The organism is Microbacterium sp. CCNWLW41, assembly GCF_037083505.1.
Map to the genome: position 1 here is coordinate 101145 of NZ_JBAOJP010000009.1, position 25404 is coordinate 126548.

At 71.5% G+C, this 25404-nt stretch carries 26 protein-coding genes; 22 read left to right on the forward strand and 4 right to left on the reverse strand.

The features are described 5' to 3' along the window. Positions 1 to 69 precede the first annotated feature (69 nt). Together pknB and V6R91_RS26980 are read right to left on the reverse strand one after the other, a co-directional pair. Positions 70 to 2022: a Stk1 family PASTA domain-containing Ser/Thr kinase gene (gene pknB, locus V6R91_RS26975; protein WP_336397778.1), complete on the reverse strand. Its 1953-nt coding sequence runs from the start codon at positions 2020 to 2022 to the stop codon at positions 70 to 72. 89 nt (positions 2023 to 2111) lie between these two features. Further along, entirely contained in the window at positions 2112 to 3293 is a 1182-nt protein-coding gene (locus tag V6R91_RS26980; protein WP_442928193.1) for a LysM peptidoglycan-binding domain-containing protein, read from the reverse strand. A gap of 200 nt (positions 3294 to 3493) precedes the next feature. On the opposite strand from V6R91_RS26980, the gene V6R91_RS26985 reads away from it, so the two are divergent. Then, positions 3494 to 3844 (forward strand): Rv2175c family DNA-binding protein, encoded by a 351-nt coding sequence (locus tag V6R91_RS26985; protein ID WP_336397780.1) that lies wholly within the window; start codon positions 3494 to 3496, stop codon positions 3842 to 3844. Between the two features lie 29 nt (positions 3845 to 3873). Here V6R91_RS26985 and V6R91_RS26990 read toward each other — a convergent pair whose 3' ends face one another. After that, positions 3874 to 4968, reverse strand: a complete 1095-nt coding sequence (locus V6R91_RS26990; protein WP_336397781.1) for a polyprenyl synthetase family protein — start codon at positions 4966 to 4968, stop codon at positions 3874 to 3876. A 63-nt stretch (positions 4969 to 5031) separates the two neighbouring features. On the opposite strand from V6R91_RS26990, the gene V6R91_RS26995 reads away from it, so the two are divergent. From V6R91_RS26995 to V6R91_RS27085, 19 genes are all read left to right on the forward strand, one after another. Beyond that, positions 5032 to 5397, forward strand: coding sequence for a DUF3040 domain-containing protein (locus tag V6R91_RS26995; protein WP_336397782.1), 366 nt, complete (start codon positions 5032 to 5034; stop codon positions 5395 to 5397). A gap of 198 nt (positions 5398 to 5595) precedes the next feature. Further along, on the forward strand, positions 5596 to 6027 hold the full coding sequence (gene mraZ, locus V6R91_RS27000) for a division/cell wall cluster transcriptional repressor MraZ (RefSeq protein ID WP_336397783.1): 432 nt from the start codon (positions 5596 to 5598) through the stop codon (positions 6025 to 6027). A gap of 123 nt (positions 6028 to 6150) precedes the next feature. Next, positions 6151 to 7104: a 16S rRNA (cytosine(1402)-N(4))-methyltransferase RsmH gene (rsmH, locus tag V6R91_RS27005; RefSeq protein WP_336398048.1), complete on the forward strand. Its 954-nt coding sequence runs from the start codon at positions 6151 to 6153 to the stop codon at positions 7102 to 7104. After that, complete coding sequence (locus V6R91_RS27010) at positions 7101 to 7703, forward strand: hypothetical protein (RefSeq protein WP_336397784.1); 603 nt, start codon at positions 7101 to 7103, stop codon at positions 7701 to 7703. Before rsmH ends, V6R91_RS27010 begins: the two co-directional genes overlap by 4 nt. Positions 7704 to 7752: 49 nt before the next feature. Next, positions 7753 to 9540 carry a peptidoglycan D,D-transpeptidase FtsI family protein gene (locus V6R91_RS27015; RefSeq protein ID WP_336397785.1) on the forward strand — a complete coding sequence of 596 codons (1788 nt, stop codon included), beginning with the start codon at positions 7753 to 7755 and terminating at the stop codon, positions 9538 to 9540. Between the two features lie 41 nt (positions 9541 to 9581). After that, positions 9582 to 10997, forward strand: a complete 1416-nt coding sequence (locus V6R91_RS27020; RefSeq protein ID WP_336397786.1) for a UDP-N-acetylmuramoyl-tripeptide--D-alanyl-D-alanine ligase — start codon at positions 9582 to 9584, stop codon at positions 10995 to 10997. Next, complete coding sequence (gene mraY, locus V6R91_RS27025) at positions 10994 to 12106, forward strand: phospho-N-acetylmuramoyl-pentapeptide-transferase (protein WP_336397787.1); 1113 nt, start codon at positions 10994 to 10996, stop codon at positions 12104 to 12106. Before V6R91_RS27020 ends, mraY begins: the two co-directional genes overlap by 4 nt. Then, positions 12103 to 13680, forward strand: a complete 1578-nt coding sequence (murD, locus tag V6R91_RS27030) for a UDP-N-acetylmuramoyl-L-alanine--D-glutamate ligase (RefSeq protein ID WP_336397788.1) — start codon at positions 12103 to 12105, stop codon at positions 13678 to 13680. The genes mraY and murD overlap by 4 nt, the downstream gene beginning before the upstream one ends. Then, positions 13607 to 14902 (forward strand): putative lipid II flippase FtsW, encoded by a 1296-nt coding sequence (gene ftsW, locus V6R91_RS27035; RefSeq protein WP_336397789.1) that lies wholly within the window; start codon positions 13607 to 13609, stop codon positions 14900 to 14902. The genes murD and ftsW overlap by 74 nt, the downstream gene beginning before the upstream one ends. Before the next feature lie 147 nt (positions 14903 to 15049). Next, the gene (locus V6R91_RS27040) at positions 15050 to 16135 is read left to right on the forward strand and encodes a UDP-N-acetylglucosamine--N-acetylmuramyl-(pentapeptide) pyrophosphoryl-undecaprenol N-acetylglucosamine transferase (RefSeq protein WP_336397790.1); all 1086 of its coding nucleotides are present in this window, start codon (positions 15050 to 15052) and stop codon (positions 16133 to 16135) included. A gap of 75 nt (positions 16136 to 16210) precedes the next feature. Then, a complete protein-coding gene (gene murC, locus V6R91_RS27045; RefSeq protein WP_442928184.1) occupies positions 16211 to 17617 on the forward strand; it encodes a UDP-N-acetylmuramate--L-alanine ligase in 1407 nt (468 codons plus the stop codon). 6 nt (positions 17618 to 17623) lie between these two features. Then, positions 17624 to 18640, forward strand: coding sequence for an FtsQ-type POTRA domain-containing protein (locus V6R91_RS27050; protein WP_442928185.1), 1017 nt, complete (start codon positions 17624 to 17626; stop codon positions 18638 to 18640). Between the two features lie 171 nt (positions 18641 to 18811). Then, a complete protein-coding gene (gene ftsZ, locus V6R91_RS27055) occupies positions 18812 to 19966 on the forward strand; it encodes a cell division protein FtsZ (protein WP_336397791.1) in 1155 nt (384 codons plus the stop codon). 35 nt (positions 19967 to 20001) lie between these two features. After that, on the forward strand, positions 20002 to 20688 hold the full coding sequence (locus tag V6R91_RS27060; RefSeq protein ID WP_336397792.1) for a YggS family pyridoxal phosphate-dependent enzyme: 687 nt from the start codon (positions 20002 to 20004) through the stop codon (positions 20686 to 20688). Between the two features lie 32 nt (positions 20689 to 20720). Then, entirely contained in the window at positions 20721 to 21185 is a 465-nt protein-coding gene (locus V6R91_RS27065) for a cell division protein SepF (RefSeq protein WP_336398050.1), read from the forward strand. Between the two features lie 9 nt (positions 21186 to 21194). Continuing rightward, a complete protein-coding gene (locus V6R91_RS27070; protein WP_336397793.1) occupies positions 21195 to 21494 on the forward strand; it encodes a YggT family protein in 300 nt (99 codons plus the stop codon). A 141-nt stretch (positions 21495 to 21635) separates the two neighbouring features. Beyond that, positions 21636 to 22214 carry a DivIVA domain-containing protein gene (locus tag V6R91_RS27075; RefSeq protein WP_336397794.1) on the forward strand — a complete coding sequence of 193 codons (579 nt, stop codon included), beginning with the start codon at positions 21636 to 21638 and terminating at the stop codon, positions 22212 to 22214. A gap of 9 nt (positions 22215 to 22223) precedes the next feature. Further along, positions 22224 to 22823, forward strand: coding sequence for a signal peptidase II (lspA, locus tag V6R91_RS27080; protein WP_336397795.1), 600 nt, complete (start codon positions 22224 to 22226; stop codon positions 22821 to 22823). A 1-nt stretch (position 22824) separates the two neighbouring features. Continuing rightward, positions 22825 to 23745 carry an RluA family pseudouridine synthase gene (locus V6R91_RS27085; RefSeq protein WP_336397796.1) on the forward strand — a complete coding sequence of 307 codons (921 nt, stop codon included), beginning with the start codon at positions 22825 to 22827 and terminating at the stop codon, positions 23743 to 23745. A 96-nt stretch (positions 23746 to 23841) separates the two neighbouring features. Here the strand turns inward: V6R91_RS27085 and V6R91_RS27090 are convergent, their stop codons facing one another. Next, the gene (locus V6R91_RS27090; protein ID WP_336397797.1) at positions 23842 to 24318 is read right to left on the reverse strand and encodes an NUDIX hydrolase; all 477 of its coding nucleotides are present in this window, start codon (positions 24316 to 24318) and stop codon (positions 23842 to 23844) included. A gap of 48 nt (positions 24319 to 24366) precedes the next feature. Between V6R91_RS27090 and V6R91_RS27095 the strand changes: the two genes are divergently transcribed. Both V6R91_RS27095 and V6R91_RS27100 read left to right on the forward strand, forming a co-directional pair. Further along, positions 24367 to 24936: a GNAT family N-acetyltransferase gene (locus V6R91_RS27095; RefSeq protein ID WP_336397798.1), complete on the forward strand. Its 570-nt coding sequence runs from the start codon at positions 24367 to 24369 to the stop codon at positions 24934 to 24936. Positions 24937 to 24945: 9 nt separating this feature from the next. Next, positions 24946 to 25395 carry a DinB family protein gene (locus tag V6R91_RS27100; protein ID WP_336397799.1) on the forward strand — a complete coding sequence of 150 codons (450 nt, stop codon included), beginning with the start codon at positions 24946 to 24948 and terminating at the stop codon, positions 25393 to 25395. Positions 25396 to 25404: the final 9 nt, after the last annotated feature.

Here is a 25404-nt window from a genome sequence, read left to right on the forward strand (position 1 = left end):
CGATCCCGGATGCCTCTCGCCGAGGCATCCGGGATCCGTGCTGTCGGCCGGGTGGGGGTGCGCGGCGGCTCAGCCGGTGACGGTGAGCTGGATGTACACGCGCGTGCCGCGGACCCGGAACTCACCGGCGGCGGGATCGGATGCCGTCACCTCGGTGATGTCGTCGGGCACGACGCCGAAGAACGCCGCGTAGTCCACCTGGAACCCGGCTCCCTCGAGCTTCTCGATCGCCTCGTCACGGCTGTCGCCGACGACGTTCGGCACCTCGAACAGCGGGGGACCGGTCGACACCACGAGGGTGACCGTGTCGTTCGGCTGCCACGAGCGTCCTTCGGGGCCGCTGACGCGGATCACGCGGCCCTCCTCGATCGCGTCGCTCGCCTCGGTGGCACTCTCGTCGGCCACGACGAGCCCGACACCCTCGAGCGCGCTCCGCGCGGAGCCCTCGCTCTGATCCACCACGTCCGGGACCGGTCCGACCGAGACCGAGAGCCGCGCGGTGTCGCCCTGGTGCACGACGCATCCCTCGAAGCAGGCGACGTCCTGCGAGCCGTCCTCCGGCGCTCCGGCCGGACGAATCGAGACGTTGACGACCGTGCCGGGAGCGTCGTCGGTGAAGAACTCGGAGTTCTCGTCGACCGTCTGGACGGACTGCTCGCTCAGCATACTGCGGGCGTCGGTCTCGGACATGCCCGCGAACGACGTGAACGTCGCCTCGGCCGGGCCGAGCGAGACGAAGACGTTGACCTGGGCCTCGCGGTCGACGCGCGAGCCCTGCGGCGGATCGGTGCGGATGACGAGACCGGCGGCGACGTCGAGGCTGCTCTCACCCTGCTGCACGGCGACGAGCGTGTCCTGCTGCAGGCGGGCGGATGCCTCTTCATACGTCATGCCGGACACGTCGGCGACGGCCACGAGCGACCCGGGACCGGACCCGAAGTACCAGCCGAGCCCGCCGGCGAGCGTCGCCAGCAAGAGCACCGCGATCAGGAGCCAGGCGCCGCGCGTGCGCCGGCGCTGGGTCGCCCGGCGCAGGCGCCCGGCGTTGTCGACGTCGCCCATGGCGGTGGTGGGTCCGGTCGGCGTGCCGGGCAGGACCGCCGTGAGCTCGCCCGTCGAGGCGCCGTCGTCGCGCACGATCCCGATGGGGCCGGTGCGGGCGACGACGGGCGCGACGCCGAGCTCCCGCTCGATCTCGCGCAGGCGCTGCAGCATCTCGCGCGCGTCGAGGGGACGATCGTCGGGCGACCTCTCGGTCGCCCACAGCACGAGCTCGTCGAGCGGCTCAGGAACGCCCGGATTCTTCACGCTCGGGCGGGGGACCGAGTCGGTCGCGTGCTGGAAGGCGATCTGCATCGGCTGCTCGCCCTTGTAGGGCTGCTCGCCGGTGAGCATCTCGTACAGCATGATGCCGATGGCGTAGATGTCGCTGCGCGCGTCGGCGGTGCCGCGGGTGACCAGCTCGGGGGCGAGGTACGCGATCGTGCCGAGGAGCTGGGCGCCCGAGGCGGTGTTGGCCGTCGTGGCGCGAGCGAGCCCGAAGTCGCCGATCTTGATGCGGCCGTCCTCGGCCAGCAGGACGTTCTCGGGCTTGACGTCCCGGTGCACGATGCCGGCCTTGTGCGCGGCGGCGAGGCCCGACAGCACCGCGTCGAGGATCGAGATCGCCTGCGGGACGGTCAGCCGACGCTGCTCGCGCAGGAGCTCGCGCAGGGTGATGCCCGGCAGGTACTCCATGACGAGGTACGCCATGTCGCCGTCCTGGCCCTGGTCGAACACGTTGACGACGTTCGGATCGGCCAGTCGGGCGGCCGCGCGGGCCTCCTGGATGAACCGGCTCTGGAACACGGTGTCGTCGCTGAGGTGCCCGTGCATCACCTTGAGGGCGACGCGGCGCTCCAGCCTCAGGTCGGTCGCGACGTACACGGTGGCCATGCCGCCGCGCGCGATGCGAGCACGCACCCGGTACCGGCCGTCGACCAGACGGCCGATCAGCGGGTCCGTCTGCTGACTCGTGCTCACGCTGAGAGTCTACGGACGCGCACCTGCGAGCCGGCGGAGCGCCTCACCCTGCGACCGTACCGTTACCGACGGTTCGGCGGGCTCGGGCCTCACCCGAGGGTGGCGAGCCACGAGAAGGCCGGCGCCTCCCACTGGGCATACGCGTCGGGGTACGCCGAGATCTGCACGGCCTGCGCGGCCTGGGCGAACGACATGCCCTCCCAGCCGGGGATGTCCAGGAGACCCCGCGTGCGCGCGCCGTTCGGGTCGCCCGCGCCGCCGAAGAAGACCCGCGTCGCGCGCGCCGCGTCCTGCACCTCGGCCGCGGTGCCCCAGCCGTAGCTGGGACGCTGCTGGAAGAGCCCCAGCGAGTCCCGGTCGCCCCACGTCACGTTGCGCAGCGAGGACTCCTGCATCGCGGTGCCGAGCGCGATCGCGATGGCGCGGTCCGAGGCGCCGAGCTCGCGGCCGATCCGCACGATGAGGTGCGCGTTGGCCGCCTGCTCGGACGTCAGCCCGGGGACGGACGGACCCGATGCCGGGATCTTCAGCGTCTGGCCGGGGTAGATGATCGACGCCCGGCTGAGGCCGTTGGCCGAGAGCACCGCGTCGACGGAGACGCCGTGGCGGCCCGCGATCGCGCTGACGGTGTCGCCCGCGGCGACGGTGTACGACCCGGCCGCGGCGCCCGGGGCCGGAGCCGGAGGAGGGGAGGGGGCGGATGCCGCCGGCGCCGACGCACCCGGGATCGAGATCGTCTGTCCGGGGTAGATGATCGACGACCACCCCAGGCCGTTGGCCGACAGCACGGCGCCGACGGTGGTGCCGTGCCGCCGGGCGATGGAGCTGACGGTGTCGCCGGCGGCGACGGTGTACGCGCCGGCTGCGGGTGCGGCCGGCGCCGGCGTGGTCGGTGCCGGCGCAGGGCTCGCCGTTCCGGTGAGCTTCAGCACCTGACCCGGCTGGATGATCGACGACCAGCCGAGTCCGTTGAAGGCGAGGACATCGGCGACCCTCAGGCCGAAGCGCGCGGCGATCGCGCTGACCGTGTCGCCCGGCTGAACCGTGTAGGTCGCCGACGCCGCGTGGGTCGGGCGCACGGAGGCGGTCACGCCCACCGCGGCGGAGACGGGGGTCGGCAGTGCGCGCACGGTCGCCGGCGCGCCGGGCCCGTGCAGAGTAGCGGGGAGGGGGCCGCGGGAGGCGGCATCCGTCCCCAGGGCGTGAGCCGGGGCGCCCGAGAGCGCGAGGGCGATCGAGCCGACGACGGCCGCCGAGACGCCGACGGGGATGCCGCGCGAGGCGGCGAGGCCCTGGTGGACCTGGTTGCTGGTACTCCGGACTGATCGCACGAGACTCCCCCTCCGTCGACTCCGAAAACGCTGTCACGGATGTCTATTGGTGTCAACGCCTGTGAAAAAAGGGGCTTGTGTGACTGATGGGACAGGAGTCGCCGGATCCGGCCCGCGCGCGATCTGAGATAGTTGCATTCGTGACCGCTGACGACTCTTCGCGTTTCGAGACCGATTGGCTCACCCTTCCTGAGCTCGTCAAGGTGCTGGGCGAACCCCTGGGCCGGGTGCGCCGGCTCCTCGACGAGTCCCACCTGGTGGGCTCGCGCCGGGACGGCGTGCTCAAGGTGCCGGCCGTCTTCGTGGTCGACGGGCACCCGCTGTCGTCGCTGCGGGGCACCGCGATCGTGCTCCACGACGCCGGCTTCTCGGACGACGAGGTGATCGACTGGCTGCTGACGCCGGAGGAGACCATCGGCGCCGCGCCGATCGAGGCGCTCCTGGCCGGTCGCAAGAGCGAGGTCCGCCGGGTCGCCCGCACCCTCGCCTGATCGTGCGGGTCGCCTGAAAGAGGCGGGCCTCAGGTCGTCCGGACGGTCGCGGCGTGTGCCAGGTCGCGCAGCGCACCCACCGCCGCGTTGCCGAGGCGGGCGCCGGAGAGCGCGCGGTCGGCCTCTTGGGCGTACTGGGCGATGAGCTGCTCGACGCGGTCCAGTGCACCGGTGTCGACGATCGTCTGCTGCAGCGAGGCGATCTGCTGCGCGTCCAGCCCGGGATCGCCCACCATCTCGTCGAGGATCCGCCGTGCGGGGGCCGCCAGGGCCTCTCGCGCGTAGGCGATCAGCACCGTGCGCTTGCCCTCGCGCAGGTCGTCGCCGGACGGCTTGCCGGTCGCGGCCTCGTCGCCGAACACCCCGAGCACATCGTCGCGCAGCTGGAAGGCCATGCCGAGCGGATGCCCGAACGCGGCGAGGGCGGCCTCCTGCGCGGCATCCGCCCCGGCCAGCGCGGCACCGATCGCGAGCGGCTGCTGCACGCTGTACCGCGCGGACTTGTACGACGCGACGCGCAGCGCGCGCTCCGCGTGGCGGTCGTCCGGCTCGCTCACGAACGCCGACTCCTCGGCGATGTCGAGGAACTGCCCGAGCGTGACCTCGCGGCGCATCAGCGCGTACTGGCGGCGGGCGGCGGCGGCACGGTCGGGGGAGAGCCCGGTCAGGCCCTCCTCGAGGAGGTCGTCGCTCCACGCCACGAGCAGGTCGCCGACCAGGATCGCCGCCGACCGGCCGAAGTCGTCCGCGTCGCCGGCCCAGCCCGCACGGCGGTGGCCCTCCTCCAGCGCGCGATGCGCGGACGGGCGGCCGCGGCGGGTGTCGGAGTTGTCGATGAGGTCGTCGTGCACGAGCGCCGCGGCGTGGAAGACCTCCAGTGCCGCGGCGGCCGCGAGCACCGGCTCGGGGGCGTCGCCCGCGGGTGACGCCGCTTCCTCCACCGCCCTCCACCCGGCGATGCAGAATCGGCCGCGCAGGCGCTTCCCGCCCGTCACCGCGTCGGCGGCCGCATCGACGAAACGGGCGGCCTCGGGGCCGGCGTCGGCGACATCCTGTCGCCTGACCGTGACGAACATGTCCACTCGCTGGGAAATGGCTTCGATCGGCTCTGCGAGGGCGGACACGGGCCTAGCCTAGTGACGAAAGGCACGCGTACAATCGAGCCACCGAAGTACAGAGGGGGATGCATGCCACTCTCCGAACAGGAGCAGCGCCTGCTGGACGAGATGGAACGCCATCTCATGCGCAACGACGCGGACGTCGTCAGCGCGCCCCGGGGCGGACGCTCACTGAGCTATCGCAACATCGTCTACGGCACGATCCTCGTGCTGCTCGGCCTCGGTGGGCTCATCGTCGGCGTCTCGCAGCAGCTGATCGTCGTCGGCGTCATCGGGTTCGTCGTGATGCTGGGCGGCGTGATCCTCGCGATCACCCCCGGCCGCGGTCCGGGCAAGGCGCGTGTCGAGCCCGAGCGGCCCCCCAGAGCGCAGTCCAACTCTTCGTTCATGGATCGAATGAACGATCGCTGGGACAGGCGGCAGGAGGAGCGCTGAGCGTCCCCGCCGCCTGAGCAGCAGAACAAAGCACCGACCTTCGGGTCGGTGCTTTTTTTCGTGCCCGCAGTCACCCCGAGCGGCGCCGAGTGGGCGCCGGGGGAGAACCGGTGTCGAGAAATGGTGGTCAAGTGGAGGAGAGTGGAGTAAAGTGGCGGACATCCCGGGGGGCCGGATTGAAGGGGGTGTGATGTACCGATGCTTTTGGGTACCCACACACCCAAGCTGGATGACAAAGGGCGCGTCATCCTCCCGGCCAAGTTCCGCGACGACCTTGGTGGGGGTGTCGTCGTGACGCGCGGACAGGACCGCTGCCTGTACGTGTTCAGCGAGAAGGAGTTCGAGCGGGTGCATGACCGCATCCGCGAGGCGCCGCTCGCGAACAAGCAGGCGCGCGACTTCCTGCGCATGTTCCTCTCGGGTGCCAGTGCCGAGAAGCCCGACGGTCAGAACCGCATCACGATCCCCCCTCCGCTGCGCGCATATGCCGGCCTGGAGCGCGACCTCGTCGTCACCGGCGTGGGCGCTCATGCCGAGATCTGGGACGCCGCTGCGTGGAACACCTACGCAGAGGCCAACGAAGAGAGCTACGCCGAGCTGGAGCAGGAGGTGATTCCGGGCCTGTTCTGAGGCTCACGTCGCCTGAAGCCCGACTCCCAGCCGCTCCCGCCCTGACGCCACTTCCCCGGTGCCAGGTCAGAGCGGATGGGGATCAGGCTCCAGGGGACGGGATCCGCGGATGCCCTGTCGATCATGAACCTGCGCGACATCCACACCCCGGTCATGCTCGAGCGCTGCATCGAGCTGCTCGCCCCCGCCCTCAAGCGGGACGGCGCGGTCTTCGTCGACGCGACCCTCGGCATGGGCGGGCACTCCGAGGCGTTCCTCGAGCGATTCCCCGGGCTCCACCTGGTCGGACTCGACCGCGACACCGACGCGTTGCGGATCGCGGGGGAGCGGCTCGCCCGCTTCGGCGACCGCGTGCACCTCGTGCACACCGTCTACGACGGGATCGCGGATGCCGTCGCCTCGGCCGGCTTCGCCGCAGCCGACGGCATCCTGTTCGACCTCGGCGTCTCGTCGCTGCAGCTGGACGTGGCCGATCGCGGCTTCGCCTACGCGCAGGACGCGCCGCTGGACATGCGCATGGACCAGTCGGCCGGCACCACCGCGGCCGAGGTGCTCGCGACCTACGGCGAAGGCGACCTGCGCCGCATCTTCGAGCGGTACGGCGAGGAGAAGCTCGCCGGACGCTACGCCCGCGCCATCATCGCCGCCCGCGCGGAGGCGCCGATCGAGCGCTCCGGCCGGCTGGTCGAGATCCTCCAGGCGGCGACGCCGGCGGCCGCGCAGCGCACCGGGCACCCCGCCAAGCGGGTCTTCCAGGCGCTGCGCATCGAGGTCAACCGCGAGCTGTCGGTGCTCGAGCGGGCCATCCCGTCGGCGCTCGGCATCCTGCCGGTCGGCGGTCGCATCGTCGTGCTGTCGTACCAGTCGCTCGAGGACCGGCTCGTCAAGCGCGCCCTCGCGGATGCCTCGGCCTCGACCGCGCCCCGAGGCCTGCCGGTCGAGCTCCCCGAGCACGCCCCCAGGTTCCGGCTGCTCGTCAAAGGCGCCGAGCTGGCCACCGACGAAGAGCGCGCGGTCAACCCGCGCGCGACGCCGGTGCGCCTGCGTGCCGCCGAGCGAGTGAAGGAGGACTCATGAGCACCGCGAACGCCCTCGCCGCTCCCGCGCGGACCAGGGGTGCCGTCGCGCCGGATCGCGTCGGCGACCCGCGCCGCGGACTGCGGGTCGTCGAGGCTCCCGCCCGGCGCCGCCGCCCGAAGCTCCTCTACGGCGTCATCGCGGTGCTCGGGGCGTTCCTCATCGCCGGCGCGCAGATGGCGCTGTCGATCATGACGACCCAGGGGACGTACGAGATCGCCGCCCTGACGAGCCAGCAGCGCGACCTGACGTACGAGAAGCAGATCCTCTACGACGACGTCGCGGGCCTCAGCTCGCCGCAGTACCTCGCGGCCAACGCCGCCGCGCTGGGCATGGTGATCAATGAGGCGCCGAGCTACCTGCGGCTGAGCGACGGTGCGATCCTCGGGCCCTCGGAGGTCGCGATGGGGGCCTCGTCGGTCGACGCGATCGGCCGCGGCGCGGTGCCCAACGCCCTCATCACCGACACACCGCTGGTCACCGTCCCCGACGCCACCATCGACGGCGTCCCGGTGCAGACGGCGGGTCCCGGCGACGCCGGTGTCGGCAACACACCGCCGCCGATCACCGAGGGACTGCCGGTCCCGAGCACACACTGAACCCGGACACACCCCACGGCGATCGAGACCGAGACGACGACTCACGCAGATGACGACACGCAGCACGAGAAGCCCCCGCCGCCGGACCGTCGTGGCCCTCGCCGTCGTCCTCGCCGTCCTCGCCGGCTTCATCGTGCGCCTGGTCGACATCCAGGTCGTCAACGCCGACGAGCACATCCAGGACTCGCTGGACACGGCGTTCGCAAGCTCCCAGACCCTCTACGGGACCCGCGGGCAGATCGTCGATGAGAGCGGGCAGACGCTGGCCGGCAGCATCCTCCGCTACGACTGCCAGCTCGACCCCCTGCTGATCACGCAGATCGACGCCCAGGTGCTGGAGGGCGAGTCCGACGCGCCGCTGTGGGGGGACCTGTCCAGCGACGTCGCCCGCATCACCGGGCAGACTCCGGAGGAGGTGCGCGAGATCGTCGGCACCGCCCTGGCCGCCGACCAGTACTCGCGCTACGCGCAGCTGAAGAAGGGCGTCTCGACCGAGCAGTTCCGTGCCCTCGCCGACCTCGAGGCGCCGTACATCACGTGCATCTCCCACCCGGCGCGCGCCTACCCCGACGGCGCCGTCGCGGGCAACCTCGTCGGGTTCATGGGCACCGACGGCGAGGCGCTCGAGGGACTGGAGAAGTCGCAGAACGACTGCCTGGCCGCCGAGAACGGCAGCCGCAGCTACGAGAAGGGCAAGGACGGCGTCGTCATCCCCGGCACCGAGACCGAGGTGCCCGCGCAGGACGGCGGCACGCTGCAGCTGACCATCAACCGCGACCTGCAGTGGTATCTGCAGCAGCTCATCGCCGAGCAGACGCAGAACATGGCCGCCCAGCACGGGTCGGTCCTCGTCTACGAGGTGAAGACCGGCAAGGTGCGTGCGGCGGCGGAGTACCCGACCGTCGACCCCAACGACGTGGACGCCACCGATGCGGAGGACCGGACCAGCGAGATCTTCCGCGGCTCCTTCGAGCCCGGGTCGACGTTCAAGGCGCTCACCGCCGCCACCGTCATCGACGCCGGCGGTCAGACGCCGCATTCCACGGTCACCGCCGCGGGGCTGGAGACATTCCCGAACGGTGCGCGCGTGCGCGACGCGTTCCAGCACCCCGCGAACCTCTACACGCTGACCGGCGTGCTCATCGACTCCTCGAACGTCGGCATCTCCAAGTTCAGCGAGCGGGTCGACAACCAGACGCGCTTCCACTACCTGACGCGCTTCGGCATCGGCGCCGGCACCGGCTCGACCTACCCGCTCGAGGGCAACGGGCTGATCCACCCGGTGTCGGAGTGGGGCGCGCAGACGGCGTACAACACGTCGTTCGGGCAGGGCGTCACGACCACGATGCCCGAGCTCGCCCGGGCCTACGGGGCGATCGTGAACGACGGCGTGATGATGCCGCTGACGATCGTCGAGTCGTGCACCCGGCCCGACGGCACCGTGGTGACGCCGGAGCTCGCCGAGCCCGAGCAGGTGATCAGCGAGACCACGTCGGCGCACATGCGCGAGATGCTCGAGAACGTCTTCCTGCAGGCGCCGTACGCCAAGACGGTCGAGATCCCGGGCTATCGCCTGGGCGGCAAGACGGGCACCGGTGAGAAGCCCGACCTCGTCAACGGCGGCTACAAGGCGGGTGTCTACTACACGACCATGGTCGGGTTCGCGCCCGCCGACGATCCCGAGTACGTGGTGGTCGTCACCCTCGACGAGCCGACGAAGGTAACATCGTCTGCGGCCAATGCGACCGCGTTCCAGAAGGCCATGACCCAGGTTCTGAAGACGTATCGCGTCATGCCCTCGACGTCGTCGCCGGAGCTGCTGCCCAAGTTCGGGTAGTCCCGTGCCGGATTCCAGCTGAGGGCCGGAGTACTCCCCACATGATCGCGCTCACCATCGCCCAGATCGCCCACGCCGTCTCGGGCGAGCTTCATCTCGCCCCCGGCGCCACCGCCGACACCGTCATCTCGGGCGCCGTCGACACCGACTCCCGGCTCATCGAGGCGGGCGGCGTGTTCGTCGCGAAGCCCGGCGAGGAGACCGACGGCCACCTGTTCGTCGACGCCGCCGCCGGGAAGGGCGCGGCCCTCGCGATCGTGGAGCGGACGGTCGAGGCTCCGGTGAGCCAGATCGTCGTGGCCGACGCCGTCGAGGCGCTGGCCGATCTCGCCCGCGACGTCGTGAAGCGGGTGAAGGATGCCGGTGACCTCCGCGTCGTCGGCATCACGGGGTCCAACGGCAAGACGACGACGAAGAACCTGCTCGCCCGCATCCTGGAGGGGGAGGGCGAGACCGTCTCGCCGAAGGCGTCGTTCAACAACGAGGTCGGCGCGCCCCTGACCATGCTCCGCGTGACCGCGTCGACGAGGTACCTCGTGAGCGAGTTCGGGGCGAGCGGCCCCGGCGCCATCGCGCGCCTCGCCGACCTCGTCAACCCGGACGTCGCCGTCGTGCTCATGGTCGGGATGGCCCACGCCGGCGGGTTCGGCGGGATCGAGGGGACCTTCCACGCGAAGTCCGAGCTGGTGAAGTCGCTGCGGGCGGGCGGCGTGGCCGTCCTCAACGCCGACGACGCCCGGGTCGCCGCGATGGCGCCCATCGCGTCCGAGGCGGGTGCGGGTGTCCGCTGGTTCGGCCGCGGCCAGGGTGCGACCGACGTGCGGGCGGACGACGTCGTGGTGACGGCATCCGGAACCTCGTTCACCGTGACCGCCGACGGCGTCTCGCTGCCGCTGCGACTGCGGGTGCTCGGCGAGCACCACGTGATGAACGCGCTGGCCGCCATCGCCGCGGCCACGACGCTCGGCGTGTCCCTCGCCGACGCCGTCGCGCGCCTGGAGACGGTCGAGATCGCCGAGCGCTGGCGGATGCAGCCGCTGGGCTCGGACCGCGTTCGCATCATCAACGACGCCTACAACGCCAGCCCCGACTCCATGGCGGCAGCCCTGCGCACACTCGCGCAGATCACCGGTCCGGGCGAGCGCACGGTGGCGGTGCTCGGCGCGATGAGCGAGCTCGGCGAGTACTCCGAGGAGGAGCACGACCGCGTCGGGCTGCTGGCGGTGCGCCTGGGCATCCAGCGGATCGTGGTGGTGGGCGACGCGGCGCGCCGCATGTACCTCGAAGCCGTCGCGCAGGGTTCGTGGGACAACGAGGCGGTCTTCTTCTCGACCGCCGACGAGGCGTTCGACTACCTGCGGGGCGAGCTGCGCGAGGGCGACCGCGTGCTGGTGAAGTCCTCCAACTCGGCGGGACTGCGGTTCCTCGGCGATCGTCTGGGAGAATCGTTCTCGTGAGATCACTCCTTACCGCGGCAGCGATCTCGCTGGCATTCACCCTGTTCCTCACGCCGGTCTTCCTCCGGCTCTTTCGCCGATGGGGCTGGGGCCAGGTGATCCGGACCCCGGAGGACATCCGCAACCCCAATCACCAGACCAAGCGCGGCACGCCCACCATGGGCGGGACGATCTTCATCGTCGGAACCATCGTCGGATACCTCGTCGGCGGCTTCGCGGGCAACAACCCGCCCACGATCTCGGGCCTGCTGGTGATATGGATGATGGTCGGCCTCGGCGCGGTCGGCTTCATCGACGACTACATGAAGGTTCGTCAGCAGAAGTTCATGGGACTGAGCGGCTGGCGCAAGATCCTCGGCCAGGTGATCGTGACGGTGCCGTTCGGCATCGTGGCGCTCAGCTTCCCCAACCAGTACGGGCAGACCCCCGCCTCGCCCTACATCTCCGTCTTCCGAGACGTGCCCGTGCTCTCGTTCATGGCGCTCGGTCTCATCGTCGGCTGGATCCTCTACCTCGCCTGGGTGTCGTTCATCGGCGTCGCCTTCTCGAACAGCACCAACGTGACCGACGGGCTCGACGGGCTCGCGGCCGGCTCGGGCATCTTCGTCGCGGGCGCCTACAGCCTGATCGCCTTCTGGCAGTTCAACCAGGCCTGCTGGGGAGGCGAGGCGCTGTCGGCCGCGGCGAAGGCCGCGTGCTACCCGACGCGCGACCCCTTCGACCTGGCCATCGTCTCCGCGTCGTTCGTCGGCGCCCTGGTCGGCTTCCTGTGGTGGAACGCGCCCAAGGCGAACGTCTTCATGGGCGACGTCGGATCGATGGCGATCGGCGGGGTCCTGGCCGCCATGGCGATCCTGACCCGCACCGAGCTGCTGGCGGTGCTCGTCGCCGGCGTCTTCGTGATCGCCCCCGGCTCGGTGATCCTCCAGCGGCTGTACTTCAAGATCACCCGCGGCAAGCGGCTCTTCCTGATGAGCCCCTTCCACCATCACCTCGAGATGCGCGGCTGGTCCGAGGTGACGATCGTCGTCCGCATGTGGATCATCGCCGGCCTGCTCGCGGTGTCGGGCGTCGGATTCTTCTACGTCGAATGGCTCTCCCGCACATGACCTCGGAACGCCTGGCCACCCTGACCAGCTGGAACGCCGACTGGAAGGGGCTGCGGGTCGCCGTGCTCGGGCTCTCCGTCACCGGCTTCTCGGTCGCCGACACGCTCGCCGAGCTCGGCGCCGACGTCCTCGTCGTGACCGAGAAGGCCGACGAGGAGTACGAGCGCCTGCTGCCGGTCATCGGCGCCCGGCTCTGGACCGGGCCGCTCGGCTCCGTGCCGGCCGAGCTCTCCGGGTTCGAGCCCGACGTCGTCGTCGCCTCCCCGGGCTTCTCGCCGCGGCATCCGGTCATCACGTGGGCGCGCGAGCGCGGCATCGCGCTGTGGGGCGACATCGAGCTGGCATGGCGCGTCCGCGACAAGGTGCTGCGCGCGGACGGCACCCCGGCGGACTGGATCCTCATCACCGGGACGAACGGCAAGACGACCACGACGCGCCTGACGGCCGCCATGCTCGTCGGCGGCGGGCTGCGGGCGGCGCCGGTCGGCAACATCGGCACGCCGGTCCTCGATGCGGTGCGCGACCCCTCGGGATTCGACGCGCTCGTGGTCGAGGTCTCGAGCCACCAGCTCTGGTACCTGGGCCTGCAGAGCGGTCCCGAGCCGGTCTCGCCGCACGCGGCGGTGTGCCTGAACCTCGCCGACGACCACCTCGAGTGGCACGGCTCGTTCGACGACTACCGCGACGCGAAGGCGCACGTCTACGACAACACCCGCGTCGCGTGCGTGTACAACAAGGCGGATGCCGCGACCAGGCGCATGGTCGAGGACGCCGATGTCATCGAGGGCGCGCGGGCCATCGGCTTCGATCTCGGCGTGCCCGGCCCGAGCGACCTCGGCGTCGTCGAGGGCATCCTCGTCGACCGCGCCTTCCTGGAGGACCGGCACAAGAGCGCACTGGAGCTGTCGACGGTCGACGAGCTGACGCAGCTCGGGCTGGCGGCACCCCACATCGTGGCGAACATCCTCGCCGCCGCCGCGCTCGCGCGCTCGCTGGGCGTGCCGCCGCTCGCGATCCGCGACGCGCTGCGCGGCTTCCGCCTCGACCCCCACCGCATCGAGGTGGTCGCCCGGCACGCCGGCATCACCTGGATCGACGACTCGAAGGCCACGAACCCGCACGCCGCCGCGTCGTCGCTCGCGGCGTATCCCGGTGCGGTGTGGGTGGTCGGCGGCCTGCTGAAGGGCGTCGACATCTCGGCTCTCGTCGCCGGCAGGGGCGCCGGAACGAAGGCGGCCATTGTCATCGGCCTCGAGCGGGCGGAGGTGGTCGCCGCGTTCGAGCGACACGCGCCGGCGGTGCCCGTGTTCGAGGTCGAGGCCGATGAGACTGAAGAGGTCATGGCGCAGGTCGTCGAACTGGCGGCGGCGGTGGCGCGCGACGGGGACGTGGTTCTCCTCGCTCCCGCCGCAGCATCCTTCGACCAGTTCACGTCATACGCAGACCGCGGCCGCAGGTTCGCCGCCGCGGTACGGGATCGGATCGGGACAGGGGAGACGGGTGACCACGACGCAGCCGCCTCGGACCCGGCCGACCCGGACGGGTCCGACACCGACGAGCGCCGAGGACACTGACTCCGCGCGCCGCGGGCTCGCCGCGCGGGTCTCCCTCGGGCGCATCTTCGCCCCGGTGCCGAGCGAGTTCCTGCTCATCGCGTCCACGACGCTGCTGCTGACGGTCTTCGGGCTGGTGATGGTGCTGTCGGCGACGTCGGCGATCGCGACCGCGCGCGGCGTGGCGCCGTGGGAGGACGTCATCAAGCAGGTCGCCTTCGCCGCGATCGGCATCCCGCTCATGCTCATCGCCAGCCGGCTGCCGCTGACCTTCTTCAAACGGGTGGCCTGGCCGGCCCTCATCGCGGCGATCGCGCTGCAGCTCCTGGTGTTCACGCCGCTGGGCATCGACATGGACGGCAACCGCAACTGGATCAACGTCGGCGGCGTGCAGGCGCAGCCGTCGGAGTTCCTCAAGCTCGCCCTCGCCCTGTGGGTGGCGTTCGTGCTGTTCCGCAAGCGCACGCTGCTGGCCGACTGGCGCCACGTCTACATCCCGCTCGTGCCGGTGGCGGGGCTGGCGATCGCGACCGTGATCGCGGGCCGTGACCTCGGCACCGCGATGATCCTCGTCCTGGTGGTGCTCGGCGGGCTCTTCTTCTCCGGCGTGAAGCTGCGCGTGTTCATCCTGCCGATGGTGGCCGCGGTCGGCTTCGTCGCGTTCTACTTCCTGACGAGCCCCGACCGCATGCGGCGGTTCATGAGCTTCCTCAACCCCAACTGCCTCGACGACTACTTCAACGACTGCTACCAGCCGCTGCACGGCATCTGGGGTCTCGCCAGCGGCGGCATCTTCGGGCTCGGGCTCGGCAACTCGCGCGAGAAGTACGACTGGCTGCCCGCGGCGGCCAACGACTACATCTTCGCGATCGTCGGCGAGGAGCTCGGGCTCATCGGCTGCGCGGTGGTGCTGACGCTGTTCGCCCTCTTCGCGGTCGGCGCGTTCCACATCATCCGCAAGACGGACGACCCGTTCGTGCGCATCGCCGCCGGCGGCATCACGGTCTGGATCGTCGGCCAGGCGCTCATCAACATCGGCGTGGTGCTGCGCGTCTTCCCGGTGCTGGGCGTGCCCCTGCCGTTCATGTCGCAGGGCGGCACGTCGCTGCTGTCGGTGCTCGTGGCGGCCGGCGTCCTGCTGGCCTTCGCCCGCACCCTGCCGGCCTCCGTCGCGCGACGCGAGGCGCGCATCGCCGAGGTGCGCGCCGCGCGCGAGCGGGCGAAGCTGCGCGCCGTCCGCTGACCGCGGTCGTTGCCGCCGGCCTCGGACGCCCCGGTCTCTTCTCCCAGGTTTGGGGCGCGCCCTGTGCGCTCGGGGCGCGCGAGGTGCGCCCCGAACGGACGCGGTGCGCCCCAAACCCGGAAGGACCGAGCCGGGTAGGCTCGGGGAGTGACGACGTACCTCCTGGCCGGCGGCGGCACCGCCGGACACGTGAACCCGCTCCTGGCGGTCGCCGATGCACTGCGCGCCCGTGACCCGGAGGCCGTGGTGCTCGTCCTCGGCACCCGAGAAGGGCTCGAGGCGCGCCTCGTGCCCGAGCGGGGCTACGAGCTGCTGTTCGTCGACAAGGTGCCGTTCCCGCGGCGCCCCGACAAGGCCGCCGCAGCCTTTCCGGCGCGGTTCCCGCGCGCGATCGCCCAGGTGCGCGCCCACATCCGCGCACGCGGCGTCGACGTCGTCGTGGGCTTCGGCGGCTACGCCTCGGCACCCGCCTACGTCGCGGCGCGCCGTGAGCGCGTGCCGTTCGTGGTCCACGAGGCGAATGCGCGCCCGGGACTGGCGAACGTGCTCGGCGCCCGCCGGGCCGCCGGCGTCGGCGTGGCCTTCGAGGGCACCCCGCTCAAGCGATCGCGGGTGGTGGGGATGCCGCTGCGCCGCGAGATCGTCACTCTCGACCGCGCCGCACTCCGCGCCGAGGCGGCCGCCCACTTCGGGCTCGACCCCGCCCGGCCCGTGCTGCTGGTGTTCGGCGGGTCACTCGGGGCTCAGCGTCTCAACGAGGCCTTCGGCGAGGGCCACGGCACCGCCTGGCGCGACGTCCTCGACGCCGGCTGGCAGCTGCTGCACATCACGGGGGAGCGTTCCGAACTCTCCGACCCCGGTGTGCCCGGCTACGTCGTGCGCCGCTACGTCGACCGCATGGACCTCGCGTTCGCCCTCGCCGACGCGATCGTGTCGCGCGCGGGCGCCGCGACCGTCAGCGAGATCAGCGCCCTCGGCATCCCGACGGTCTACGTGCCCTACGCCGTCGGCAACGGCGAGCAGGCGCTCAACGCGTCGTCCGCCGTCCGCGCGGGCGCGGCCGTGCTGATCCCGGATGCCGACTTCACGGGCGATCGTGTCCGCTCCGAGGTCATCCCGCTCCTGGGCGACGACGCCCGGCGTGCGGCGATGGCGGCGGCCGCGGCATCCGTCGGCACGCGCTCGGGGACGCAGAACGTCGTCGCGATGATCGACGCCGCACTCCGGGGCTGACGAGGACCACCGAGCCGGGGACGGTCAGCGCGCCCTGCCCGAGGCGCCGGCCGCCCAACTTAGGATTGGACGGTCATGATCAGACCCGATCTCACCCTCCCCATTCCCGACGACATCTCCGCGGCCCACTTCATCGGCATCGGCGGATCCGGCATGTCGGGGCTGGCCCGCATGTTCCTCGAGCGCGGCATCCGCGTGTCGGGGTCCGACCGCGCCGACAGCGCGGCGCTTCGCGAGCTGGCCGGACTCGGAGCCACGGTGCACGTCGGGCACGACGCGGCGAACCTCGCCGACGACGTCGACACCGTCGTGCACACCGGTGCGATCTGGCCCGAGAACCCGGAGTTCGTGCTGGCGAAGCAGCGCGGCCTGCACGTCATCCACCGCTCCCAGGCGCTGTACTGGCTCATCGGCGGGCGGCGCCTCGTCTCGGTCGCCGGAGCCCATGGCAAGACGACGTCGACGGGCATGATCGTCACGGCCCTGCACGACCTCGGCGTCCAGCCGACGTTCGTCAACGGCGGCGTCATCGCCCAGCTCGGCGTGTCCAGCGGCAGCGGCTCGGACGACCTCTTCGTCATCGAGGCCGACGAGTCCGACGGCACGTTCCTGCTCTACGACACGTCGGTCGCGCTCATCACGAACGTCGACCCCGACCATCTCGACCACTGGGGCACCCGCGAGGCGTTCTACGAGGCGTTCGCGCGCTTCGCCGACGAGGCGCGCGAGGCCGTCGTGATCTCGTCCGACGACCCCGGCGCGCAGCTGGTCGCCGCCCGCCTCACGCACGCGCACGTCGTCACGTTCGGCGAGGCCGACGACGCCGCCGTGCGCGTGAGCGACGTCGTCACCGACGGCCCCGTGGCGTTCCGCGTCACCTACGACGGGCGCACCGTCGACGCGCAGCTGCCGGTCCCCGGCGCGCACAACGCGATCAACGCCGCCGGCGCCGTCGCGGTGCTGCTGACCCTCGGCCACGACCTCGAGCCGGCCGTCCGTGCCGTGGAGGGGTTCGCGGGCACGGTCCGCCGCTTCGAGCTGCACGGCGTCGAGCGCGGCGTCAGCGTCTTCGACGACTACGCCCACCACCCCACCGAGGTCGCCGCGGCGCTGGCCGCCGCACGGACGGTCGTCGGCGACGGCCGCATCATCGCGATCCAGCAGCCCCACACCTATTCGCGGACGCAGGAGATGTTCCGCGAGTTCGCCGAGGTGCTCGAGCGGTACGCCGACCACACGGTCATGCTCGACGTGTACGGGGCGCGCGAGGACCCGGTGCCCGGCGTGACGGGCGAGCTCGTCAGCGGCGCGTTCGCCGACCCGTCGCACGTGCACTTCGTGCCCGACTGGCAGCAGGCGGCCGACTACACGGCGTCGGTGGCCCGCGACGGCGACTACGTCATCACACTGGGCTGCGGCAACGTCTACCAGATCATCCCGCAGGTCCTCGAGGCTCTCGGCCGCACGCGCACGGGGGAGTAGCAGCCGATGCGCCGTCCGTCGCCGTTGCCGCAGCCGCCGGTCGCCTCGCGCACCCCTGCGCAGCCGGCCGCGCCGGCGCGCCGGTCGCGCGAGCGGGCCGAGGCGGCACCGGCCGCAGCCGCCCCCGAGGATCACGCCGGCACCGGCGTGGACGAGGGCGCGCCGGCGCCCGTCATCCCGCTCGCGGCACCGACGCCCGCCGCGCCCGGGTCCAGCCCGGACGTCGGCGGCGAGGCCGCCGATCCGGCGGAGGCGGCCGAGGTCGGCTTCCGCGAGGTGTGGAAGGCGGCGCACGCGCGACGCAAGGCGCTGCGCGCCGAGATCCGCCGCTTCACCGCGCGCCAGCGACGTCGCCGCATGATGTGGGTCGGGGCCGCGGCATCCGTGCTGGTCCTCGCGCTCGGAACCCTCGGTGCCGCCTACAGCCCGCTGTTCGCCGTCGAGGAGATCACCGTCACCGGGGCGCAGCAGCTCGACGTCGCCGCGGTCGAGACGGCCCTGGCCGGTCAGCTGGGCACGCCGCTTCCGCTGGTGGACGAGAGCGAGGTCAAGGCGGAGCTCGTCGCCTTCCCCCTCATCGAGACGTATGCCCTCGAGGCGCGCCCGCCGCACGAGCTCGTCGTGCGCATCGTCGAGCGCACGCCGATCGGGCTCATCGAGACGCGCGCGGGATACACGCTGGTCGATGCCGCGGGAGTCGCGCTGTCGACCACCGCCACGCCGGCGGCGGGGACGCCGCTGCTGTCGATCGAGGGCGGCGTCGACTCCGACGCGTTCGCCGCGGCCGGACAGGTGATGCGCTCGCTCCCCGCCGACATCCGCGCCCAGGTCACCGAGGTCTCGGCGACCACCCCGGACGACGTGACCCTCGCGCTCGGCGGCTCCAACGCGCAGATCGTATGGGGAAGCGCCGCGGACTCGGCCGAGAAGGCCGTGAACCTCGCCAAGATGATGGCCGCCCGGCCCCCGGCGGAGGTCTCCACGTACGACGTGTCGTCGCCCGACGTCGTCGTCGTCCGCTGATCGAGCACGTCTCCGCGAAAGTTCGGCACCGGATGCCGCGACACGCCGATCCGCTCCCGGCGCGCGGGCGGCGTCCGCATACTTTCGAGTCGAGGAATTGCATACCGGGCAATTCTTTATACCTCTACTAGAGGTTGAAGGTTTAGAAGGTCCAGGGCTACGGAGGCCGGCATGAGCCAGAACCAGAACTACCTCGCCGTGATCAAGGTCGTCGGCGTCGGCGGCGGTGGTGTCAACGCGGTCAACCGCATGATCGAGCTCGGCCTGCGGGGCGTCGAGTTCATCGCCATCAACACCGACGCCCAGGCGCTGCTGATGAGCGACGCCGACGTCAAGCTCGACGTCGGGCGCGAGCTCACGCGCGGGCTCGGCGCAGGCGCCGACCCCGAGGTGGGCCGTCGGGCCGCGGAGGACCACGCCGAAGAGATCGAGGAGGCCCTGCGCGGCGCCGACATGGTCTTCGTCACCGCGGGCGAGGGCGGCGGAACCGGCACCGGCGGCGCCCCCGTCGTCGCGAAGATCGCGAAGTCGATAGGAGCGCTCACGATCGGTGTCGTGACGAAGCCCTTCTCGTTCGAGGGTCGTCGCCGCCAGCAGCAGGCCGAGACGGGCGTCTCGCGCCTGAAGGAAGAGGTCGACACCCTCATCGTGGTGCCGAACGACCGCCTGCTCGAGATCAGCGACCGCGGCATCTCGATGATCGAGGCGTTCGCCACGGCCGACCAGGTGCTCCTCGCCGGTGTGCAGGGCATCACCGACCTCATCACCACGCCGGGTCTGATCAACCTCGACTTCGCCGACGTCAAGTCCGTCATGCAGGGAGCGGGGTCCGCCCTCATGGGCATCGGCTCGGCGCGGGGGGCGGATCGCGCCATCAAGGCCGCCGAGCTCGCCGTGGAGTCTCCGCTGCTCGAGGCGTCGATCGAGGGTGCGCACGGCGTGCTGCTGTCGATCCAGGGCGGATCGAACCTCGGCATCTTCGAGATCAACGACGCCGCCCAGCTGGTGAAGGAGGCCGCGCACCCCGAGGCCAACATCATCTTCGGAACGGTCATCGACGACACGCTCGGCGACGAGGTGCGCGTCACCGTCATCGCCGCGGGATTCGACGGCGGCGAGCCGCAGACGCGCATCGAGCCGATCACGGCCGCCCGCGTGGTCTCCACGCCCGCGATCCCCGTCACCCCGGCCGAGGAGGCGGCGAAGGACCACCGCGAGACGACCGAGCAGGCGCCGGTGCCCGTCTCGGTGGGCGCGGTCACCGAGTCGTCGTACGACACGGCCTTCGGCGACGACGACCTCGACATCCCCGACTTCCTGAAGTAAGCCCTGCGGCGCGCTCAGGACAGGCTCAGAAGGTCATGGGAGATCTCCGGGCGCGCCTCGCGGCGGTCGACGACAGGATCGCGGATGCCGCGCGCGCGGCCGGTCGCGATCCCGCGGCCCTGACCCGCATCGTCGTCACGAAGTTCCACCCGGCGTCGCTGGTCGCCGAGCTGCATCGGCTCGGCGTCCGCGACGTGGGGGAGAACCGCCAGCAGGAGCTCAGCCGCAAGGTCGTCGAGGCCGGCGACCTCGACGGCCTCCGGTGGCACTTCATCGGGCAGGCGCAGACCAACAAGGCGCGGGCGATCCGGGCCGCGGCATCCGTCGTCCACTCCGTCGACCGTGCCCGCCTCGCCGACGCGCTCCACGCCGCCGCAGAGCCGGGGGAGCCGGCGCTGGACGTGCTCCTGCAGGTCAACCTGACCGACGATCCCGGCCGCGGCGGCGTGGCCCCGGCGGAGCTGGAGTCGCTGGCCGCACATGCCGCCGGGCTCCCGTCGCTGCGCGTGCGCGGGATCATGGCCGTCGCCCCCCTCGACGAGCCGCCCGCGCCCGCGTTCGAGCGTCTGCGCGGCCTCGCCGAGACGCTGCGCACCGTGGTGCCCGACGCCGGCTGGATCTCGGCCGGCATGACCGCCGACTTCGCCGAAGCCATCGCGGCCGGCGCGACACACCTACGCATCGGCTCGGCAATCACGGGCCCCAGACCACAACGCGGTTAACCTCGGAACAGATGAGCACTACGGAGGATCAGATGTCGAACCCGCTCAAGAAGACCATGGTGTACCTCGGACTCGCGGACGAGGAAGAGGTCTACGAAGAGCCGGCCCCGCAGCCCCGTGCTCGCACGTCCGAGAAGGCGGTCGAGAAGCCGGCCGCCCCGGTGACGCCGATCCACCGCCCTGCCGTCGTGCGGCAGCCCGCGCCCGCGACGATCAACGAGATCCTCACCGTGCACCCGAAGCAGTATCGCGATGCGCAGATCATCGCCGAGAACTTCCGCGACGGCATCCCGGTGATCATCAACCTCTCGCAGATGAGCGATGCCGACGCGCGCCGCCTGATCGACTTCGCCAGCGGACTCTCGCTGGGGCTCTACGGGCGCATCGAGCGCGTCACGAGCAAGGTCTTCCTTCTGTCGCCCGAGAACGTCGCCGTGTCGGGCGATGGGGCGGTTGCACAGGCGGATCCGGAGTCGGTTCCCTTCGCGCAGCCGTAATCTGGCTACGTGGCAGTCGTCCAACTCATCGCAGCGATCCTCAACCTCGCGCTGCTGCTCTATGTCTTCGTGTTGCTCGCCCGGCTGATCCTCGACTGGATCCCGTTCTTCAATCGGGAGTGGCGCCCTCGCGGCGCCGGCCTGGTGGCCGCCGAGATCGTCTACACCGTCACCGATCCGCCCATCAAGCTGTTCCGCCGCTTCATTCCGCCGCTCCGCGTGGGCGCGATCGCGATCGACTTCGGATTCGCGCTGACGATGCTGCTCGTGTTCATCCTGCTCAGCGTCACGCGCACCGTCGCGGGCTGAGCCGAAAGGCGGCATCCGACGCGCCGGTGCCCTTCGACACTCTCCGGACCGGTGACTATGCTTGCCTGATACGCACCGCCGTCCACCGGCGGTCGGCCCCGACATCGGCCAGCGACCAGAGCGCTCGAAAGAGGAATCACCATGGCATTGACCCCCGATGACGTCGTCACCAAGCAGTTCCAGCACGTCCGCTTCAAGGAGGGCTTCGACCCGGACGAGGTCGATGACTTCCTCGACGAGATCGTCGTCGAGTGGCGCAAGGCTCTGGCTGAGAACGAGGAGCTGAAGGCCAAGCTGGCGGCGTACGAGTCGGGCTCCGCTCCCGCGCCGGCCGCCGCCCCGGCCCCTGCCCCCGTCGAGGCCGCTCCTGCCGCCGCCGCCACCGCCGGCGGCCCCGCCGCGAGCGCCGGCATCATCGAGCTCGCGCAGCGTCTCCACGACGAGCACGTCGCCGAGGGCATCGCACAGCGCGACCAGCTCATCGCCGACGCCAAGGCGCAGGCCGCCTCGATCGTGTCGGAGGCCGAGACCCGCGGTCGCGAGGAGGTCGCCCGTCTCGAGCGCGAGCGCACCAACCTCGAGGGCCGCATCTCCGAGCTGCGCAACTTCGAGCGCGACTACCGCGCGCAGCTCCGCAGCTACATCGAGGGCAAGCTGCGCGACCTCGAGACCACGGCGACGACGTCCGGCGCACAGCCGGTCTCGGCGCTCGGTCTCTAGGCCCGGTCCTTGACGGGCCGACCTCCCCTTCGTCAGGCGGCGGCCGGCACCATCATCGCGACTCTCGCGGTGCTGGTGCTGGCCGCCGACCAGTTGGCGAAGCAATCCGCTCTGCAGAACCTCCCGTACCAGGAGCCGGTGCACGTCATCGGCGACTTCCTGATCTTCTACCTCACGCGCAACCCGGGCGCCGCCTTCTCGCTGGGCGCCGAGGTCACGTGGATCTTCACCATCGCCCTGGCCGCCGTCGCCGTCGTGATCGGCTGGCTCGCGGCCACGCGGGTGCGCTCACGTCTCTGGGCGGTCGCGCTGGGACTCCTCCTCGGCGGCGTCCTCGGCAACCTGACCGACCGTCTGCTGCGTGAGCCGGGCTTCGCCGTCGGGCATGTCATCGACTTCATCAACACGCCGTGGCTCTGGTTCTTCCCGGGGATGTCGCCGGCGATCTACAACATCGCCGACATCTTCATCGTGTCGATGATGATCGGAGTCGCGATCCTCGTGGTGGTGGGCCTGCACCTCGACGGCACGCGCGAGCCGCGCCGCGGGGCCGCTGCGGCCGATGACGAGCAGGCGGATGCCGCGGCATCCGGCTCTCCCGAGGACTGACGTGGAGTCGCGCAGCCTTCCCGTGCCCGACGGCCTCGACGGCGCCCGCGTCGACGCCGCGCTTGCCAAGATGCTGGGCTTCTCGCGGACCTTCGCGGCCGACGTCGCCGAGGCCGGCGGGGTGTCGATGGACGGCCGCACGCTCGCGAAGTCCGACAAGCTGCGCGGCGGCGCCTGGCTGGACGTCTCGTGGGCGCCGAAGGAGGAGCCGCGGGTGGTGCCCGTCGAGGTCCCCGACCTCGGCATCGCCCATGACGACGACGACATCGTGGTGGTCGACAAGCCGGCCGGAGTCGCGGCCCATCCCTCGCTCGGGTGGGAGGGGCCGACGGTGCTCGGCGCCCTCGCCGCGGGCGGCTTCCGCATCGCCACGACGGGCGCGGCCGAGCGCCGGGGGGTCGTGCACCGCCTCGACGTCGGCACCAGCGGGCTGATGGTCGTGGCCAAGACCGAGCGCGCGTACGTCGCGCTGAAGCGGGCGTTCAAGGAGCGCGAGGTCGAGAAGATCTACCACGCGGTCGTGCAGGGCCACCCCGACCCGCTCGTCGGCACGATCGACGCGCCGATCGGAAGGCATCCGTCCCACTCCTGGAAGTTCGCGGTCACACCCGACGGCAAGGACTCCATCACCCACTACGAGACGCTCGAGGCGTTCCCGGGGGCGTCGCTTCTGGAGATCCACCTCGAGACGGGGCGGACGCACCAGATCCGCGTGCACATGGCCGCGCACCGGCATCCGTGCGTCGGCGATCCGCTGTACGGGGCGGACCCGACGATCTCGGCCCGGCTGGGGCTCACGCGCCAGTGGCTGCACGCGCGCGAGCTGTCGTTCGTCCACCCGGCGACCGGCGAATGGGCCACCTACACGTCGGAGTACCCGGCCGACCTGGCGCACGCGCTGGACGTGCTGCGCGGCGACTGAGCCCGGGGCCGTCGAGCACGGAATCGGACATTTCGTGCGACACGCGGCGAACGGATGCCGCGGCCCGGCGTGTCGGCGGAACCCTCCGATTCCGTGTCAGCGGCCGCCCTCGAACCGGGCGACGTCGTCGTCGGTCAGCGCGAACGCGATGCGCCGCCGCATGTCGTCCTGCTCGAGCGCCGGCAGGGCGCCCAGGTCGTACCAGCCGACTTCGGTCATCTCGCCGTCGACCGGGAACGGGTCGCCCGACACCCAGCGGCAGCGGAAGGTCAGATCCAGGTAGTCGCTCTGGTCGCCGTTGCTGTAGGTGATCCGCGGGATCTGGTGCACCCACGCGAGGCGCTCCACGCGGCAGCGGACGCCGGCCTCCTCGAGGGTCTCGCGGACGGCGGCGTCGGCGGGCTCCTCGCCGGGGTCGACGATGCCCGTGACCGGCGTGAGGTGGCCGTTGTCGCTGCGGCGGCCGAGGAGCACGCGGTCGTCGCGGAGCACCACCGCCGTCACGCCGACCAGCGGCAGCGGGTCGGTGCCGATCTTGCGGCGGAGGTCGAGGACGAAGTCGGGGGTGGGCACGCACCCACCCTAGGCGCGGATGTCGGAGCCGCCGGTCAGACTGAGGGCATGGCGATCGAGGTGCGGCCGGCGACGGTGTTCGAAGACGTCGCGACGCTGGTGGGCCCCAAGAACCCGCAGTCGAGCGTGTGCTTCTGCCTGAGCTACCGCATCCCCTCGAAGGAGAACGTCGCGCTCAAGGGCCCGGAGCGGGCAGACCGCGTGCGCCGGCTCATGGCGGAGGAAGGACCCATCGGCGTGCTCGCGTACGACGGCGACGAGCCGGTCGGGTGGGCGGCCGTCGCACCGCGCCGCCGGACGCACTTCGCCACCTTCCGCAAGATCCCGCACGTCGACGACCTCGACGTGTGGTCGCTGTGGTGCTTCCGCGTGCGCCCCGGGCACCGCAAGAAGGGCGTCATGCACGCCCTCATCGACGGTGCGGTGGAGTTCGCCCGTGCGCAGGGCGCCCCGGCGATCGAGGGGTACCCGGTCGACAACGGCGGCGAGAAGGTCGACCTCACCATGGCGTATGTCGGAACCCGCGGCCTGTTCGAGAAGGCCGGCTTCGCCAAGGCGGCCGACACCGGGTCGGTGCTCTCGGGGTTTCCGCGCGTGCTGATGCGACGCGACCTCTAGCGTGGACGCGTGAACGACCTGCTGCGCCGGCGCTTCGAGCGCTCGAACACCCTGTACCTCGACTTCCTCGACACCGTGCCCGAGAGCCGCCTCGGCTCGAGGCTGGCCGACCTTCCGTCCGACACGATCGGGCATCAGCTGTGGTGCGTGCTCGGCGCGCGCGAGAGCTACCCGCGCGCGGCGAAGGCGGGCCAGTGGCAGGGCTTCACGAGCCCCGTCACGGCGGAGCAGACGACGGATGCCGGGGCCCTGCGATCCGCGTTCGTCCAGACCGCCGCCGACCTCGACGCGTGGATCGCCGGCCTCGCCGCCGACGACGAGGAGTCCCTGCGGTACGTGCTCGCCCTCCTCGAGCACGAGACGCAGCACCAGGGCCAGCTCATCCGCTACATGTACGGATTGGGCATCGACCGTCCGCACACGTGGCAGCAGCAGTACGCCCTCGACGAGGAGTTCTGACGCGGGGCG

Excerpts from the sequence above, each read along its gene's own strand:
- murC (WP_442928184.1), top strand. The coding sequence starts at position 16,211 with ATGATCAGACCCGATCTCACCCTCCCCATTCCCGACGACATCTCCGCG.
- V6R91_RS27095 (WP_336397798.1), top strand. The coding sequence starts at position 24,367 with ATGGCGATCGAGGTGCGGCCGGCGACGGTGTTCGAAGACGTCGCGACG.
- V6R91_RS27060 (WP_336397792.1), top strand. The coding sequence starts at position 20,002 with ATGGGAGATCTCCGGGCGCGCCTCGCGGCGGTCGACGACAGGATCGCG.
- V6R91_RS27010 (WP_336397784.1), top strand. The coding sequence starts at position 7,101 with ATGAGCACCGCGAACGCCCTCGCCGCTCCCGCGCGGACCAGGGGTGCC.
- V6R91_RS27075 (WP_336397794.1), top strand. The coding sequence starts at position 21,636 with ATGGCATTGACCCCCGATGACGTCGTCACCAAGCAGTTCCAGCACGTC.
- ftsZ (WP_336397791.1), top strand. The coding sequence starts at position 18,812 with ATGAGCCAGAACCAGAACTACCTCGCCGTGATCAAGGTCGTCGGCGTC.
- V6R91_RS27050 (WP_442928185.1), top strand. The coding sequence starts at position 17,624 with ATGCGCCGTCCGTCGCCGTTGCCGCAGCCGCCGGTCGCCTCGCGCACC.
- rsmH (WP_336398048.1), top strand. The coding sequence starts at position 6,151 with ATGAACCTGCGCGACATCCACACCCCGGTCATGCTCGAGCGCTGCATC.
- mraZ (WP_336397783.1), top strand. The coding sequence starts at position 5,596 with ATGCTTTTGGGTACCCACACACCCAAGCTGGATGACAAAGGGCGCGTC.
- V6R91_RS27065 (WP_336398050.1), top strand. The coding sequence starts at position 20,721 with ATGTCGAACCCGCTCAAGAAGACCATGGTGTACCTCGGACTCGCGGAC.
- V6R91_RS27015 (WP_336397785.1), top strand. The coding sequence starts at position 7,753 with ATGACGACACGCAGCACGAGAAGCCCCCGCCGCCGGACCGTCGTGGCC.
- murD (WP_336397788.1), top strand. The coding sequence starts at position 12,103 with ATGACCTCGGAACGCCTGGCCACCCTGACCAGCTGGAACGCCGACTGG.
- V6R91_RS26995 (WP_336397782.1), top strand. The coding sequence starts at position 5,032 with ATGCCACTCTCCGAACAGGAGCAGCGCCTGCTGGACGAGATGGAACGC.
- V6R91_RS27020 (WP_336397786.1), top strand. The coding sequence starts at position 9,582 with ATGATCGCGCTCACCATCGCCCAGATCGCCCACGCCGTCTCGGGCGAG.